Source organism: Arthrobacter sp. CJ23 (assembly GCF_024741795.1).
In the GTDB taxonomy this organism is placed as follows: domain Bacteria; phylum Actinomycetota; class Actinomycetes; order Actinomycetales; family Micrococcaceae; genus Arthrobacter.
In genome coordinates this window covers 841,114-855,119 of the sequence record NZ_CP102950.1, presented here as the reverse complement: position 1 = coordinate 855,119, position 14,006 = coordinate 841,114, and the positions used below count along the sequence as shown (strand labels likewise).

14 protein-coding genes are annotated in these 14,006 nt (G+C 65.9%); 3 read left to right on the top strand and 11 right to left on the bottom strand.

Translation table 11 applies throughout. The features are described 5' to 3' along the window. Positions 1-3 precede the first annotated feature (3 nt). Together glgX and NVV90_RS03905 are read right to left on the bottom strand one after the other, a co-directional pair. Positions 4-2,133 carry a glycogen debranching protein GlgX gene (gene glgX / locus NVV90_RS03910; RefSeq protein WP_258439886.1) on the bottom strand — a complete coding sequence of 710 codons (2,130 nt, stop codon included), beginning with the start codon at positions 2,131-2,133 and terminating at the stop codon, positions 4-6. A gap of 136 nt (positions 2,134-2,269) precedes the next feature. After that, positions 2,270-2,956: a DUF2848 domain-containing protein gene (locus tag NVV90_RS03905; protein WP_258439885.1), complete on the bottom strand. Its 687-nt coding sequence runs from the start codon at positions 2,954-2,956 to the stop codon at positions 2,270-2,272. A 149-nt stretch (positions 2,957-3,105) separates the two neighbouring features. Between NVV90_RS03905 and NVV90_RS03900 the strand changes: the two genes are divergently transcribed. Further along, positions 3,106-4,473: an MFS transporter gene (locus NVV90_RS03900; protein ID WP_258439884.1), complete on the top strand. Its 1,368-nt coding sequence runs from the start codon at positions 3,106-3,108 to the stop codon at positions 4,471-4,473. A 4-nt stretch (positions 4,474-4,477) separates the two neighbouring features. On the opposite strand, the gene NVV90_RS03895 is transcribed toward NVV90_RS03900, so the two are convergent. Further along, complete coding sequence (locus NVV90_RS03895; RefSeq protein WP_258439883.1) at positions 4,478-5,068, bottom strand: GntR family transcriptional regulator; 591 nt, start codon at positions 5,066-5,068, stop codon at positions 4,478-4,480. A 115-nt stretch (positions 5,069-5,183) separates the two neighbouring features. Here NVV90_RS03895 and NVV90_RS03890 point away from each other — a divergent pair, with 115 nt between their 5' ends. Beyond that, positions 5,184-5,999: a carbon-nitrogen hydrolase family protein gene (locus NVV90_RS03890; protein ID WP_258439882.1), complete on the top strand. Its 816-nt coding sequence runs from the start codon at positions 5,184-5,186 to the stop codon at positions 5,997-5,999. 244 nt (positions 6,000-6,243) lie between these two features. On the opposite strand, the gene rlmB is transcribed toward NVV90_RS03890, so the two are convergent. The 6 genes from rlmB to NVV90_RS03860 form a co-directional block, all read right to left on the bottom strand. Continuing rightward, positions 6,244-7,236 carry a 23S rRNA (guanosine(2251)-2'-O)-methyltransferase RlmB gene (gene rlmB, locus NVV90_RS03885; protein ID WP_258439881.1) on the bottom strand — a complete coding sequence of 331 codons (993 nt, stop codon included), beginning with the start codon at positions 7,234-7,236 and terminating at the stop codon, positions 6,244-6,246. A 79-nt stretch (positions 7,237-7,315) separates the two neighbouring features. Continuing rightward, positions 7,316-8,770: a cysteine--tRNA ligase gene (gene cysS / locus NVV90_RS03880; RefSeq protein ID WP_258439880.1), complete on the bottom strand. Its 1,455-nt coding sequence runs from the start codon at positions 8,768-8,770 to the stop codon at positions 7,316-7,318. A gap of 35 nt (positions 8,771-8,805) precedes the next feature. Next, positions 8,806-9,147: a hypothetical protein gene (locus NVV90_RS03875; RefSeq protein WP_258439879.1), complete on the bottom strand. Its 342-nt coding sequence runs from the start codon at positions 9,145-9,147 to the stop codon at positions 8,806-8,808. Beyond that, positions 9,144-9,653, bottom strand: a complete 510-nt coding sequence (gene ispF / locus NVV90_RS03870) for a 2-C-methyl-D-erythritol 2,4-cyclodiphosphate synthase (protein WP_258439878.1) — start codon at positions 9,651-9,653, stop codon at positions 9,144-9,146. Before ispF ends, NVV90_RS03875 begins: the two co-directional genes overlap by 4 nt. A 29-nt stretch (positions 9,654-9,682) precedes the next feature. Further along, entirely contained in the window at positions 9,683-10,465 is a 783-nt protein-coding gene (ispD, locus tag NVV90_RS03865; protein ID WP_258439877.1) for a 2-C-methyl-D-erythritol 4-phosphate cytidylyltransferase, read from the bottom strand. Between the two features lie 64 nt (positions 10,466-10,529). After that, positions 10,530-11,012, bottom strand: a complete 483-nt coding sequence (locus NVV90_RS03860; RefSeq protein WP_207616576.1) for a CarD family transcriptional regulator — start codon at positions 11,010-11,012, stop codon at positions 10,530-10,532. A 295-nt stretch (positions 11,013-11,307) separates the two neighbouring features. Here NVV90_RS03860 and NVV90_RS03855 point away from each other — a divergent pair, with 295 nt between their 5' ends. Continuing rightward, complete coding sequence (locus NVV90_RS03855) at positions 11,308-11,838, top strand: hypothetical protein (RefSeq protein WP_258441062.1); 531 nt, start codon at positions 11,308-11,310, stop codon at positions 11,836-11,838. Between the two features lie 114 nt (positions 11,839-11,952). Here the strand turns inward: NVV90_RS03855 and NVV90_RS03850 are convergent, their stop codons facing one another. After that, positions 11,953-12,633 carry a response regulator transcription factor gene (locus NVV90_RS03850; protein WP_207616577.1) on the bottom strand — a complete coding sequence of 227 codons (681 nt, stop codon included), beginning with the start codon at positions 12,631-12,633 and terminating at the stop codon, positions 11,953-11,955. After that, positions 12,630-13,892, bottom strand: a complete 1,263-nt coding sequence (locus tag NVV90_RS03845) for a cell wall metabolism sensor histidine kinase WalK (RefSeq protein ID WP_258441061.1) — start codon at positions 13,890-13,892, stop codon at positions 12,630-12,632. Before NVV90_RS03845 ends, NVV90_RS03850 begins: the two co-directional genes overlap by 4 nt. Between the last annotated feature and the right edge of the window lie 114 nt (positions 13,893-14,006).

The window sequence follows — 14,006 nt, the reverse complement described above, 5'->3', positions numbered from 1 at the left end:
TCCCTAGGTGCGGTAGATGTTGATGGTGTTGGCTTGCAGGATATCCCGCTCGCCGGAAGCCACCCAGGCGCCCTGTCTGTGCCCATGGAGCTCGGAGGTGGTGAAGCGGAGTTCGAACATGCGTTTGCCGATCCCGGATTCGCTCAGGATTTCCGGCAGGACGATCTTGAGGTCGTCCTTGCTCCCGTTGACCACGATCAGGCCGCGGATTTCGCTGTCCTCGGCGCCCATCAGCAACTGCACCACCCGCAGGGAGGGGTCATGCCAACGGATGGGCGTCATGCGCTTGCCCTTGTCGTCGAACCACTGCAGGAAAGAGTCGTCCGCCTTCGCCGGAAAATCCCAGGGCTGGTGCCGGAGGAAGGACCGGCGCAACTCAATGAGCTCCTTGGTGGTCTGGAGGATGGCGCTGGATTCGTGCGACATGCTCCAGTCGAGCCATGCGATGTGGTTGTCCTGGCAGTAGGCGTTGTTGTTGCCGTTCTGCGTGCGGCCAAGTTCGTCGCCGGCCGAGATCATGGGGACGCCCACCGACATGATCAAGGTGGTCAGCAGGTTGCGGATGGACAGGGCCCGGGCAGCAACCACCGCCCCGTTCTCCGTGCGGCCCTCGACCCCGTGGTTGTGGCTGCGGTTGTCGCCGTGGCCGTCCCGGTTCTGCTCTCCGTTGTCCTCGTTGTGCTTGCGGTCGTAGCTGACCAGGTCCGTCAGCGTGAAACCGTCGTGGGCGGTGATGAGGTTGATCGAGGCCAGGCGCGAACGGCCGGAGGGCGCGAAGAGGCCAGCCGATCCGGAAAGGGCGTCGGCGAGCAAGGCGACAGGGCTGCCGTGCCCTCCAGCCTCGATGGCGGCGCGGTCGGAGAGCCAGAAGCGCCGGACGCCGTCGCGGAAGTGGTCGTTCCAGTCCGCCCATCCCTCGGGGAAGCGCCCCGTCTGCCAACCGTCGTAGCCGACGTCCCACGGCTCGGCGATGAGCTTGACCTTGGACAGGACCGGATCCTCGGCGATTCCGGTGAGGAAGGGATGCCGGGGGTCGAACTGATTGCCCTCGTTGCGGCACAGGGTCACGGCCAGGTCGAAGCGGAAGCCATCGATGTGGAACTCGTTCACCCAGTACCGCAGCGAATCGAGAGCCATCCCCACCACCACAGGATCGCTGAAATCGAGCGTATTGCCGCAGCCCGTGGTGTCAAGGTAGCGCCCATGGGCGTCATGCCGGTAGTACCGGTCCTCGGCCAGGCCCCGGAAGCTCAGCGTGGGCCCGTCGGGCCCGGCCTCGGCCGTGTGGTTGTAGACGACGTCGAGAAGCACCTCGATGCCGGCGGCATGCAGGAGCTTCACCATGCCCTTGAGCTCGTCCTGCACCGCGTGCGGTCCGGCGTTGCGTGCGGCTTCCGTGGCGTAGTCCGCGTGCGGGGCGAAGAAGGCGGCCGTGTTGTAGCCCCAGTAGTTGGTCATGCCAAGGTCCTGGAGGTGCGCCTCGTCGAGGTGGAAGTGCACCGGAAGCAGCTGGATGGCGGTCACGCCGAGCTCGCTCAGGTGCTTGATCATGGCCGGGTGGGCCATGCCGGCGTATGTGCCGCGGAGGTGTTCGGGGATGCCGGGGTGCAGCATGGACTGGCCGCGGACGTGTGCCTCGTAGAGGACGGTGTTGCGCATGGGAATGCGGCGGGCAAAATCGTCGCCCCAGTCAAAGGTGGAATCCATGCGGACGCTCGTGAGGAATTCGCCCCGCTGGTCCACGGCCCGGCCATAGGGATCCAGCAGCAGCGGCTGGCCGTCCTCGGTGGCCTCGGCCACGCGGTCGAAATCCGGAGCCGGGACGGACACCGGAAGCCCGCCCTCTTTGGGCCCGGCACGGAAGCCATACCGGGTGCCGGGCGGCATGCCGGCGACGATCCCGAAGTGCACGCCGTCTTCCTGGTAAGGGAGTGTGTGGGCGCGCCAATCCTCTCCCGGGGCCTGGTAGGCGAGCTCCACGTGCCTCAGATCCGGGGCGAACACGGCCACGTTCACGGAGTCCGGGGCCGGCGAATCCGCGTACGGAAGCCCGGGCTGGGGGGTGCTCAGTCCGAGCGGTGTGGGCCGCGAGGCGTCCAGGGCGGATGCTGTGTCAATAATCGGTATAACCATTGGTTTCAAGCTTAGTTCCCGGCCGGGAAACTGCACTGCCGACGTTACATGTGACGACACAACCGGCGCGGCACTTTCAATCTTACTGTGAGTGCCGCACCGGCCGAATGCGCCGTTCACGTGCTGAAATATCCAACTAACCGATGGGTTCAGCCATAGCGCGGACACGGTAAGCGGCGCCGATTGTTTCGCCGGTAACGGGGTCGCCCAGTTCCACACGCCAGGCGGGCGCGAACTGGTCCACGCCGTGCACCATCGCCACGGTGCCGGACAGCAGGACCGTACCGGGTTCGTTGAGGCCTCGTTCCTGCAGGACTTCCAGCCAGTAGTCAGGGCTCAGGAGTGCCCCCATGGTGCTGTCCTGGATAAGGGTTTCCTGCCCTGCCGCATCAGTGACCCACCCCCGGATGGTGATGCTGTCCAGGTGCCCGCGGACGTCGTCGAGCTTCCAGGCTTTCCGACCCAGGACGTCCGGGCTGGCATTCTTGCTCCAAGCCACGCCGTGGACTTCCAGCGCACGGTCGGTGTGGTCGCACGCAACGGTCAGGAGGGGCCCCTGCTCACTGATGACCAACGCCCACTCCGCCTCTCCTGAGGTGCGGCCATGCTGGACGTCGACGACGTCGGGCTGGCCTGCGAGGTAGGGCGAAACGGGATAGAGGGCCGGGGTTGTTGCGGGGCCGGGGACCCCCAGTTCGGCCAGTTCGGCGATGTGCGCCTGGACTTCTTCCTGCTCGCGCCCCGCATAGCCGGCGTTCAGGAGGTTCTTGACCTCGACGGCGGCGATGGAGCCGTCGGGGAGCTCGAAAGTCAGTTCAGTCATGGGTCTGTCCTTTAGATTGGCGGGTCTTCTTGGTTCAGCGGAATTTACGTGCTGTTTACGGAAATCGCTCGCTTTTCGATGATCGTATGCCTAATGTATACAACATGCATCACCAGTGGTGCCAGTCACATGAATCGAAAGGACGCCTGATGGCCGCCAAAAATCATCTCCCGGCATCACCGGCTCCGGAGGACTCCCTGGACCGCAAGAGCCTGATCAAGGCCTTTGCCGCCAGCCTTACCGGAACGTCGCTGGAGTGGTATGACTTCGCCGTCTACTCGGCTGCAGCCGCGATAGTTTTCCCGGCAATCTTCTTCCCGGCCAGCGACCCACTGACCGGAACCATGCTCGCGTTCTCGACATACGCCGTCGGCTACATCTCACGTCCGATCGGCGGCATCGTCTTCGGCCGGCTGGGTGACCGGATCGGCCGCAAGAAGGTCCTGGTCACCACGCTGGTGCTCATCGGCGCCGCAACGTTCCTCATCGGGCTCCTGCCTACGTACAGCAACATAGGCATGTGGGCGGGCGCTTTGCTGGTGGCCCTGCGTTTTGCCCAGGGCGTAGGTGTCGGCGGCGAATGGGGTTCGGCCGTCCTCCTGTCCAGCGAGTTCGGCGATCCACGCAAGCGCGGCTTCTGGTCATCCGCGGCGCAGGTGGGACCGCCGGCCGGCAACCTGCTGGCCAATGGCGCATTGGCACTGCTCACCACGGTGCTGCCGGAGCAGGGCTTCCTGGACTACGGCTGGCGCATAGCATTCCTGGTATCCGCGGTGCTGGTTGGCTTCGGGCTGTGGATCCGCCTCAAGCTTGAGGACACCCCCGTCTTCAAGGCCATCGAGGCCCGCGGCGATGCCCCCAACGCGCCCATCACCGAAGTTTTCAAGTACGAGCTCCGCCCGCTCATCGCCGCCATCCTCAGCCGTGTGGGACCGGACGTCCTCTATGCCATGTTCACCGTCTTCACCCTGACTTACGGCACCACCGCCTTGGGTCTTCCCCGTAACCAGGTACTCGTGGCTGTCATGATCGGATCCGCGTTCCAGCTCGTGGCCATCCCGCTGGCCGGGGCCCTCTCGGACCGCATCAACCGCCGCTTCCTCTACGGGGCGGCAGCGGTTGCCGGGGCAGTCTGGGCCTTCGTGTTCTTCATCCTGCTCGAGGGCAAGTCGCCCGCAGTCCTGGTAGTCGGAATCGTGCTGGGACTCCTTGCCCACTCCTTCATGTACGGACCGCAGGCCGCCTTCGTGGTGGAACAGTTCTCGCCGCGGCTTCGCTCAACCGGTTCCTCTTTGGCCTACACCTTTGCCGGCGTGATCGGAGGCGCCATCGCGCCCCTCATGTTCACGTGGCTGCTGGCGGCGTTCAACAGTTGGGTTCCGGTGGCCATCTACCTGTCCGTGGCCTGTGGACTCACCCTTGTTGGCCTGGGCCTCGGCCGGGACTCCAATGTCCGGGAGGACGAGGACTACCTGCAAAGCTACGTCGACAGCCAGCCGGCTGCCACCAAAGCCTGAGCCGTCAGGCCCGGAGGACAACGTTGAGCGTGACGGCGAGGTGATCGTCGATGGCCGCCTGCGCGGCCGCGACATCGCCTCGCCGCAGCGCCTCCATGATCATCTCGTGTTCATCGCACACCAGGCTCTGCCTGTCCGGGGTCCGGAAGAGCGCTTCGACGCCAATGAACACCTGGCGGGCGCGGAGCTTATTGTAGCTCTGGGAGATGAGCTCGTTGGCAGTCGCATCGATGAGGAGCTGGTGGAAATGCTGGTCAAGGCGGATGAACTCCTTAGCCTGCCCCCGCGCGCCGTCGTCAGTTCCACCACCATGCACAATGAGCTCGCGCTGTTCCTGAAGGGTCTGTTCCATGAGGGCGGCAGGAACCGATCCGGCGGCAATCGTGGCCGCGGCCGCATGGCGCTCAAGCACGCCACGCAGCTCAAAAAGTTCGGCGATCTGGCGCCCGGAGATGACTGGAATCAGCGCACCCCTGTTGGGGATGAGTTCGATCACCCCGTCCGACACCAGCAAAAGCAGGGCCTCACGCACCGGGGTCCGCGAAACACCGATATCGCGGGCAAGCTCCTGCTCGTTGACAAATTTCCCCTGCATGCCAGGGTCCACAAGGATCTGGTCGCGCAAGTACTCGTAGGCTTTTTGCCGGCCGGTCGCCGCGTCCCCTGATCGTCGTTGCATACTTTACGTATACACCAAACTGGAGGTAATTGTGCGCGTAGCACTCGCTCAAGTCATAACCGGCCGTGATCTGGCGGAGAATCTGTCACTCCTCGAAGACTACGCCCGGCGCGCGAAGGACGGCGGCGCCGAACTGGTGGTCTTCCCGGAGGCCACCATGAGGGCGTTCGGGAATTCCTTGGTGGACATCGCCGAACCGCTCGACGGACCGTGGGCCACCCGGGTGCGCGAGATCGCCGCGGAGCTGCGCATCGTCATTGTGGCCGGCATGTTCACACCCGGCACAAGCGGCGACGGAACCGCCGTGACCAAGGTCCGCAACACCCTGATCGCCACCGGCCCCGGCGTCGACACAAGTTACGACAAGATCCACCTCTTCGACGCGTTCGGCTTCGCCGAGTCCGACACCGTTGATCCCGGCACCGAACCCGTCACCTTCGAGGCCGGCGGCATGACCTTTGGCCTGGCAACCTGCTACGATGTCCGGTTCCCGGCCCTCTTCACGGCCAACGCCCTGCGCGGCGCCGTGGCCAACATCGTTTGTGCGTCCTGGGGATCCGGTCCGGGCAAGGCGGAGCAGTGGCAGCTCCTGGCCCGCGCCCGCGCGGTAGACACCACCACATTCGTGCTGGCCTGCGGCCAGGGCGACCCCGCCACCCAAGGAATCGGGCCCAAGGGCGCGGCGCCCACGGGAGTGGGGTACTCCGCCGTCGTCTCCCCCTTGGGCCAGGTACTCGAAGCCCTCGACGCCGAACCAGGCCTCCTGTTCGCCGAGCTCGACGCGACCGCCGTCGAGGAAGCCCGAACAAAACTCCCAGTCCTCGCCAACCGCCGCGATTTCCACTAGAAACAGCAACGCTCCCCCACCGAAGAGGTGAGGGAGCGTTGCTGTTTAAGGCGTCAAAGCTGCGAGAGCGTCGGTGACACAACCGCCGAGCCGTAGCGAGTGCTTTGCAAAGGAGCGCATCGCCGACCAGAGCCGAGCAGGCCGCCCGCGGCCGAACGAGGCGTCGGGAGGTGTCTAAGCGACGGCAAAGCGCTCGCTGCGGCGGACCCGCAACGGCGAACCCGCCGCCCTCGGCAGGCTGAGGCTACTTAGCTGCGCGCTGCCGCGAGACTTCGTACAGGGAGATGCCAACCGCCATGGAGGCGTTAAGCGATTCCATGGCCGAGTCGATCGGGATGGAGACGATCTGGTCGCAGTTTTCGCGGACCAGGCGGCTGAGGCCCTTGCCTTCGGAGCCGACCACGATGCAGACGGGCTCGGTGGCCACGGTGAGGTCGGGCAGCGAGACATCGCCGTCGCCGTCCAGGCCGAGCACGTAGATGCCCATGTTCTTGAACTGCTTGAGGGCGTTGTTCAGGTTGGCCGCGCGTGCCACGGGGACGCGGACTGCGGCACCGGCACTGGTCTTCCAGGCGGAGGCCGTGACGCCCACGGAGCGGCGCTCGGGAACGATCACGCCGTGGCCGCTGAAGGCCGAGACGGAGCGGATGATGGCGCCCAGGTTGCGGGGGTCGGTGATGCCGTCCAGTGCCACGAAGATGGGGGCGTTGGAGACATGACCCTTCTTCCACTTGGCGAGGGTTTCCTCGGCGAGGTCGTAGGCGTCCTGGTACTCGTACGGCGGGATCTGCAGCACGAGGCCCTGGTGGACGGCTTCCTCGGTCATGCGGTCCAGTTCCGGCTTGCCGGTTTCCAGCAGCGGGATGCCGCGCTCGGCGGCAAGCTTCAGGGATTCCTTGACGCGGTCGTCCATCTCGATGCGGATGGCGACGTGCAGGGCCTTGGCAGGGATGCCGGCACGCAGTGCCTCGACGACGGAGTTGCGGCCCGTGACCATTTCTTCCGTGGCGCGGCCCTTGGGACCGGAACGTGCGCCGGCGCCGCCGGGACGGGTGCCCGTGCCGCGCTTGGCAGCGGAGCGCTCGGCCAACTGCTTGTTCTTGTACGCCTTGTGGTAGGTGCGTTCCTCCGCCTTGGGCGTGGGACCCTTGCCCTCCAGGGCCTTGCGGCCGTGGCCACCGGTTCCGGTGGTGGGGCCCTTCTTCTGCTTGACCGACCGGCGACCGTTATTGGCCATGATTGTCCATCCTTGATTTCGTGAGTAAGTCTGCTATCCAGTCTACTGAATCAAGTTAAATCGAGTTTCCGCGGCTTTCTCAGTCCCTTTTGAGGCTCCAGCTGGCGCCGTCCGCACCATCTTCGACGACGATTCCGGCGGCAGCGAGGGTGTCGCGGATGGCGTCGGACGCGGCCCAGTCCTTGTTGGCCCGTGCCTCGGCACGCGCCGCCAGCTGGGCCTCGACCAGGACCTCAAGCGCCTGGGAAAGCTGCGGGTTGTCCTGTGCCTCGCCCTGGACATCGTTCAGGCCCAGGACCGTGGTCATGGCCATGACGGAGCGCAGGGCCTGCGCGGCAGCGGCGTCGTCCCCGGCCGCCAGTGCGGTGTTGCCCGCCCGGACGGTTTCGTGCAGCACGCCCAGCGCCTGGGGCACGTTCAGGTCATCGTCCATCGCCGCCCCGAAGGCTTCCGGCACGGGGCTGGTCGCCGCGTCGGAGGTGACGTCCCCGCCGAACTTCCTGGCAGCCTTGGCGATGAAGCCGTAGATGCGTTCCACCGCGGCAGCGGCCTCCTGCAGCGACGTGGGCCGGTAGTCCAGGATGGAGCGGTACTGGGCCTGGCCGAGGTAGTAGCGGACCACCCGGGCCGAGGCGAGCGACAGCATCTCGGCCGGGCTCACGGTGTTGCCGATGGACTTGGACATTTTTTCACCCTCGTAGGTGACCATGCCGTTGTGCATCCAGAAGTTCGCGAAGTCATCGCCGGCGGCCTGGGACTGGGCCATTTCGTTTTCGTGGTGCGGGAAGCGCAGGTCGAGTCCGCCGCCGTGGATGTCGAACTGCGCGCCGAGGTATTTGGTGACCATGGCGGAGCATTCCAGGTGCCAGCCGGGTCGGCCGGCGCCCCAGGGCGAGGCCCAGCTTGCCGAGGCCGGCTCGCCGTCCTTGTAGCCCTTCCACAGCGCAAAGTCGCGGGGATCCTTCTTGCCACGGGGATCGGCGTCGGCGGCTCCCTGCATGTCGTCGATGTTCTGGTTCGTCAGCGAACCGTACTTGCTCCAGGAGCGGACGTCGAAGTAGACGTCGCCCGAGTCGTCCAGCGCCGGGTAGGCGTGGCCGCGGTCGATGAGGCGCTGGATGAGCGCGTGCATTTCCGGGATGTGGCCGGTGGCGCGCGGCTCGTACGTGGGGCGTCCGACGCCGAGGGCATCGTAGGCCTGCTCAAATTCCTGCTCGTACCGGTAGGCCAGCGCCCACCATTCCTCCGCCTGCTTCGCCGACGGTTCCTCGGCCCAGTCCGGGCCGAACGACTGCTCCGACTTGGCCAGGATCTTGTCGTCAACGTCCGTGACGTTGCGGACCACGGTGACGCGCAGGCCGCGGTATTCGAGCCAGCGGGTCAGCTGGTCGAAGGCGATGGCGGACCTGACGTGGCCCACGTGCGGCATGCCCTGGACGGTGGCCCCGCAGTAGTACACGCTGGCCTTGCCGGCTTCGAGGGGAACGAAGTCGCGGACTTCGGCTGAGGCAGTGTCGTAAAAGCGCAGGGTCACCGCTCCAGATTAGCCGATGCCTGCTGCCGATCGGCCTACTTGCAGTACTCGCCGATCTTGTTGAAGTGGACGGCCAGTTCCTGCTGCTGCTGCGGGGTGGCAGCACCGAGCGAGGATGCGGCCGCTTTGTCCATGATTTCGGCCATCTGCTTGATGGGTTCCGAGATTTCGGACGCCAGTTTGCCGGCGATCTCGTGGTAGTGCCGGGCTATCTGCGTGGACTGCTGTTGCTGGTTGCCTTCTGGCTTGAACGTGTCCTCGTTGAGGAAACTGCAGCTTTCCTTGACACCCAACGTGGGGCTGCCTGCGCAGCCGGCGAGCAGCAGTGCTGCCGCCACAGCAGCGGAGAGCACGACGGCGGTGCGCGACGTGCTCATGCCGGGTCTCCCTCGGGGGCGGCCGGGACGGCGTAGACGAGCGCGGTGGCCACGGCCGAGATGCCTTCGCCGCGGCCGGTGAAGCCCAGGCCGTCGCTGGTGGTGGCGGTGACGCTGACCGGTGCGCCGGCGGCCTCGCTGAGGACGCGCTGGGATTCCTCGCGGCGGGGGCCGAACTTGGGCCGGTTCGCCACGAACTGCACGGCCACATTGCCGATCTCGAAGCCGGCCGCCCGCACGATCCTGGCGGCTTCGCCGAGGAGCGTCACTCCGGACGCGCCGGCAAGCTCGGGCCGGTCGGTGCCGAAGTGGGTGCCGAGGTCGCCGATGCCGCAGGCCGAGAACAGGGCGTCGGCCGCGGCGTGGGCCACGCAATCGCCGTCGGAGTGGCCCGCCAGGCCGCGCTCTCCCTCCCAGAACAGTCCGCCGAGCCACAAAGGCTGGGGGTCGTCGCTGGGCGCGTAGGCGTGCACGTCGACGCCGATGCCGGTGCGCGGCAGCAGCATGTGTCCTCCTGACGTATGGGGGGCGGCCATCAGCCTTCCACCCAGCGGATCCCAAGGGGCCCTTCGAGCAGGCCTTCGGCGATGATCAGGTCCAGCGGCGTGGTGATCTTCAGGGACTGGCTGGCCCCGCGCACGGCGTGGACGGGAACTCCGAGGAGCTCGACGAGCATGGCGTCATCCGTGACGGCGGCCGACTGGGCGTCGTCGAACAGCAGGGCGGCCTCGTGGGCGCGCAGCAGCGTTGCCACGTCGAAGCCCTGGGGCGTCTGGACCGCGCGGAGTGCTTCGCGGGGCGCCGTTCCAGTCACGAGCTCGGGGGCCACGGCGGCGTCGTCGCCATGGGTCTCAATGACCGTCTTCACGGTGTCCACCACGGGAATCGCCGGGATCACTGCTTTGGCACCGGCGGCCAGGGCGTCCGCGACGCGATGGAAGACACGCTCCGGGGTCAGGGCCCGGGCCGCATCATGCACCAGTACGGCTTCGGTGCCGTCCAACAAGGCCGCGAGGGCTGAGCGGACGGAATCCGAACGCGTGGAACCGCCGTCGACCACTGTGATCCGGGGGCTCGAGTCGCCGAGCTCGGCGGCGAACGCGGCGCACAGAGCCCGGAGCTCGGTATCGCCCTTGGGAACCGCCACGCAAATCTGGCGGGCGACGTCCGCCGCGGCCACGCCGCGCAGCGCGTGGGTGAGGATCGCTTCGCCGCCCAGCGGCACCTTTGCCTTGGGCATGCCGTACCCGAGCCGTTCACCGGAGCCTGCTGCGACCACGATGACGGCGGTGACCGGACGCTTTGCTGAATTAGTCATGCGCTCCAGTCTACTTTCGGGCAAAAAGAAACCCCGGCAGCAATCTGCTGCCGGGGTTCAATTCTTAGGAAGCAAGAACCTCATCGAGAACGCTGGCTGCCTTCTCTTCGTCGGTCTTCTCGGCCAGGGCCAATTCTGAGATCAGAATCTGGCGAGCCTTGGCCAGCATGCGCTTCTCACCTGCGGAAAGGCCGCGGTCGTGATCGCGGCGCCACAGGTCGCGGACGACCTCTGCCACTTTGATGACGTCACCGGAAGCAAGCTTCTCCAGGTTTGCCTTGTAACGACGCGACCAGTTGGTAGGCTCTTCAGTGAACTCGGCGCGGAGCACATCGAATACGTGCTCCAAGCCTTCTTTGCCCACTACGTCCCGGACCCCAACAAGGTCTACGTTCTCTGCTGGAACTTCAATGGTCAGATCACCCTGAGCCACCTTGAGCTTGAGATACATCTTCTCAACGCCCTTGATGGTGCGCATCTTGATTTCCTCAATTTTTGCTGCACCGTGGTGAGGGTAAACTACTGTCTCGCCGACCTCAAAAACCATGTGGACTTTCCCCTTTCCCGCAGACCAGTTTATCACGGTTAAGGCATACAACTGGCACCGAAGGGCCCCTCCTGCCGCGCCAATAAAGGGAATGGGGCCCCAAACGGCCCTTTGGACCCCCTTGACGGAACGCCTGAAAGGTGCATCGAGGAGGCCCGCGGTGCCAGCCGGTCCCGGTCACCGCAGACGCCACATTGCCGGCACGAATCCTTGTTTCAGGCGGTTTGCCGATAGGCTAGGCCTGAAAAAGTGTTCCAATGACTCTTGAGGAGTAGGTGTCGTGCGCATTACTGCGATGAACCCTGTCCAGCGCGGCAAGCTGGCAATTGCGGCGGCCGCAATCGGCGTCGGCCTTCTGTCGGTGACCGGCTGCGGCTTCGTCAACGCCCAGCAGACTTCCCACACGTATGCGGCTTCCGACGGCATCAACGAAGATCTCGGCCCGCTCAAGCTGCGCAATGTCATGATCGTCTCCACCGGCACGGACAAGCCGGGCCGCGTTCTGGGTGCCGTGTTCAACGATTCCAGCAGCGACGCAACCCTGACCATCAGCGGCGCCAACGGCTCGCAGACCCAGGTTCCGGTCAAGGCCAAGTCCGAGACGTACCTGACGGACGCCGCCGATGCCGCGGTCCTGAGCACCAGCGGTGCCAACCCGGGTGCAATGACGTCCGTGACCATCCGGACCGGTTCCGAATCCCGCAGCGTGAAGGTCCCTGTGGCCGACGGCACCCTGCCCGAGTACGTCAAGTACCTGCCGGCAGGTGCTACGCCTAGCAGCACGCCCTCCACCTCGGCCACGCCGAGCCACAGCGCCGGCCACTAACAGGCCAGCTCCAGCAAACACAAAAAGGAAGGACCTCCGCGGTGCGGAGGTCCTTCCTTTTGCTGTGGCCGGACTGGCGGCCGCGTTCCCTGGACGGAAGGGGCGCCGGGCGGCCTACGGCTCGAACTTGTAGCCGAGGCCGCGGACGGTCACCAGGAAGCGCGGGGCCGAGGGATCGGGCTCGATCTTGCTGCGCAGGCGCTTGACGTGGACGTCCAGGGTCTTGGTGTCGCCGACGTAGTCGGAGCCCCAGACGCGGTCGATCAGCTGCCCGCGGGTCAGGACACGGCCGGAGTTGCGGAGCAGCATCTCGAGGAGCTCGAATTCCTTCAGCGGCAGGGCAACCTGCTCGCCGTTGACGCTGACCACGTGGCGTTCGATGTCCATGCGGACGGGGCCGGCCTGGACCGTGGAGGTGATCAGTTCCTCCGGTTCGCCCTGGCGGCGCAACACGGCCCGGACGCGGGCCACGAGCTCGCGGGAGGAGTACGGCTTGGTGACGTAGTCGTCGGCACCGAGTTCCAGGCCCACCACCTTGTCGATTTCCGAGTCCTTGGCGGTCAGCATGATCACCGGGACACTGGAGCGCTGGCGCAGCTGGCGGCAGACCTCGGTTCCGGGGGTTCCCGGGAGCTGCAGGTCGAGCAGCACCAGATCGGCGCCGTTGCGGTCGAACTCGATCAGCGCATCGCTGCCGTTGTCCACCACCTCGACGTCGAAGCCCTCCTTGCCCAGCAGATAGGACAGCGGGTCGCTGAAGGACTCCTCGTCCTCCACAATCAAAATCCGGCTCAAGCGCTGGCTCCTTGCTCTTGGGCGCCGGGGGCGCCCGTGGTTTGACTCAAGTTTCGGGTACTGGACACGGCTGGCCCGGCTGACGCGGGCACCGCCCCGGGTACGGCCGCACCGGAAACCGGGCGGCCGGCGTCGTCGTCCTGGCCTTCCATCTCCGGGAGGCGGAGGGTGAACGTGGATCCCTGGCCCGGCTGGGACCACAGCGTGACCTCGCCGCCGTGGTTGGACACCACGTGCTTGACGATGCTCAAGCCGAGGCCCGTGCCGCCGGTGTGCCGTGACCGGGCGGCGTCCACACGGTAGAAACGCTCGAAGACGCGCTCCTGGTCCTCGGGGCTGAGGCCTTCGCCCTGGTCGGTGACCGAGACGGCCACCACGCCTTCCTTGGTGCGGACGCCGACGCCTACGCGGGTGTTTTCCGGGGAGTAGCGGATGGCATTGTCGATCAGGTTGCGCAATGCCGTGACGAGCAGGTCCTGGTCGCCGAAGACCACACTGTCCGAGTGGCCGCCCACCACAATCTGGATGTTCTTGCTCTCGGCCGGGAGCTGCGAGCGGTCCACGGCCTCGGCAACCACGGCGTTGATGTCCACGGCGTGGCCCTGCTGGGCGACGTTGGCCCCCTGGAGGCGCGAGAGCTCGATGATGTCCTGGACCAAAGCAGCGAGCCGGCCGGATTCCTTGTGCATGCGCTTGGCGAAGCGGCGGACGGCCACCTCGTCATCCGGGCTGGCTTCCAGTGCCTCGGCGAGCAGCGAAATGGCCCCCACAGGGGTCTTCAGTTCGTGGGAAACGTTGGCCACGAAGTCGTTGCGGATCTCCTCGGTGCGGGTGATCTCCGTGCGGTCGTCGGCCAGGAGCACGATGTATTCCCAGCCGAGCATGGCGGCCCGGACCTGGACCACGATGGTGCCTTTGCCCAGGGGCCCGCGCGGGAGCTCGTACTGTTCCTCGAGGATCACGCCGTCACGCCGGACCCTGGCCGTCATGTCCAGGAGCTGCTTGTGGACCACCGTATGGCCCCGCACCAGGCCGTAGGCGTAGGCGGCCGGACTTGCGCGGACCACGCCGTCGATGGCGTCCACCACCACAAAGGCACGGCCGACGACGGCGAGCACCTCTGCGGCGCCTTCCGGCAACAGTGGCTCGGCGACGTCCAGATCCACGATCCGGCGCTGGCGTTCGCTGATCCTGAATGCGAGCATGCCAAAGACCCCCAGCGACAGCCCAACCAGGCCTGCAATGACAGCTAAGAGCAATGGATCCACTCGTCCAGCTTATGCGCTGGAAACGCCGCGAAGTATTGATCCGGAGCCAAACGCCGGTGGTTCAACTAACGTTCATCTAAAGATGCGCAACAGTTCACAGATTCC

Excerpts from the sequence above, each read along its gene's own strand:
- glgX (WP_258439886.1), bottom strand. The coding sequence starts at position 2,133 with ATGGTTATACCGATTATTGACACAGCATCCGCCCTGGACGCCTCGCGG.
- NVV90_RS03905 (WP_258439885.1), bottom strand. The coding sequence starts at position 2,956 with ATGACTGAACTGACTTTCGAGCTCCCCGACGGCTCCATCGCCGCCGTC.
- NVV90_RS03900 (WP_258439884.1), top strand. The coding sequence starts at position 3,106 with ATGGCCGCCAAAAATCATCTCCCGGCATCACCGGCTCCGGAGGACTCC.
- NVV90_RS03895 (WP_258439883.1), bottom strand. The coding sequence starts at position 5,068 with ATGCAGGGGAAATTTGTCAACGAGCAGGAGCTTGCCCGCGATATCGGT.
- rlmB (WP_258439881.1), bottom strand. The coding sequence starts at position 7,236 with ATGGCCAATAACGGTCGCCGGTCGGTCAAGCAGAAGAAGGGCCCCACC.
- NVV90_RS03875 (WP_258439879.1), bottom strand. The coding sequence starts at position 9,147 with ATGAGCACGTCGCGCACCGCCGTCGTGCTCTCCGCTGCTGTGGCGGCA.
- ispF (WP_258439878.1), bottom strand. The coding sequence starts at position 9,653 with ATGCTGCTGCCGCGCACCGGCATCGGCGTCGACGTGCACGCCTACGCG.
- ispD (WP_258439877.1), bottom strand. The coding sequence starts at position 10,465 with ATGACTAATTCAGCAAAGCGTCCGGTCACCGCCGTCATCGTGGTCGCA.
- NVV90_RS03860 (WP_207616576.1), bottom strand. The coding sequence starts at position 11,012 with ATGGTTTTTGAGGTCGGCGAGACAGTAGTTTACCCTCACCACGGTGCA.
- NVV90_RS03855 (WP_258441062.1), top strand. The coding sequence starts at position 11,308 with ATGAACCCTGTCCAGCGCGGCAAGCTGGCAATTGCGGCGGCCGCAATC.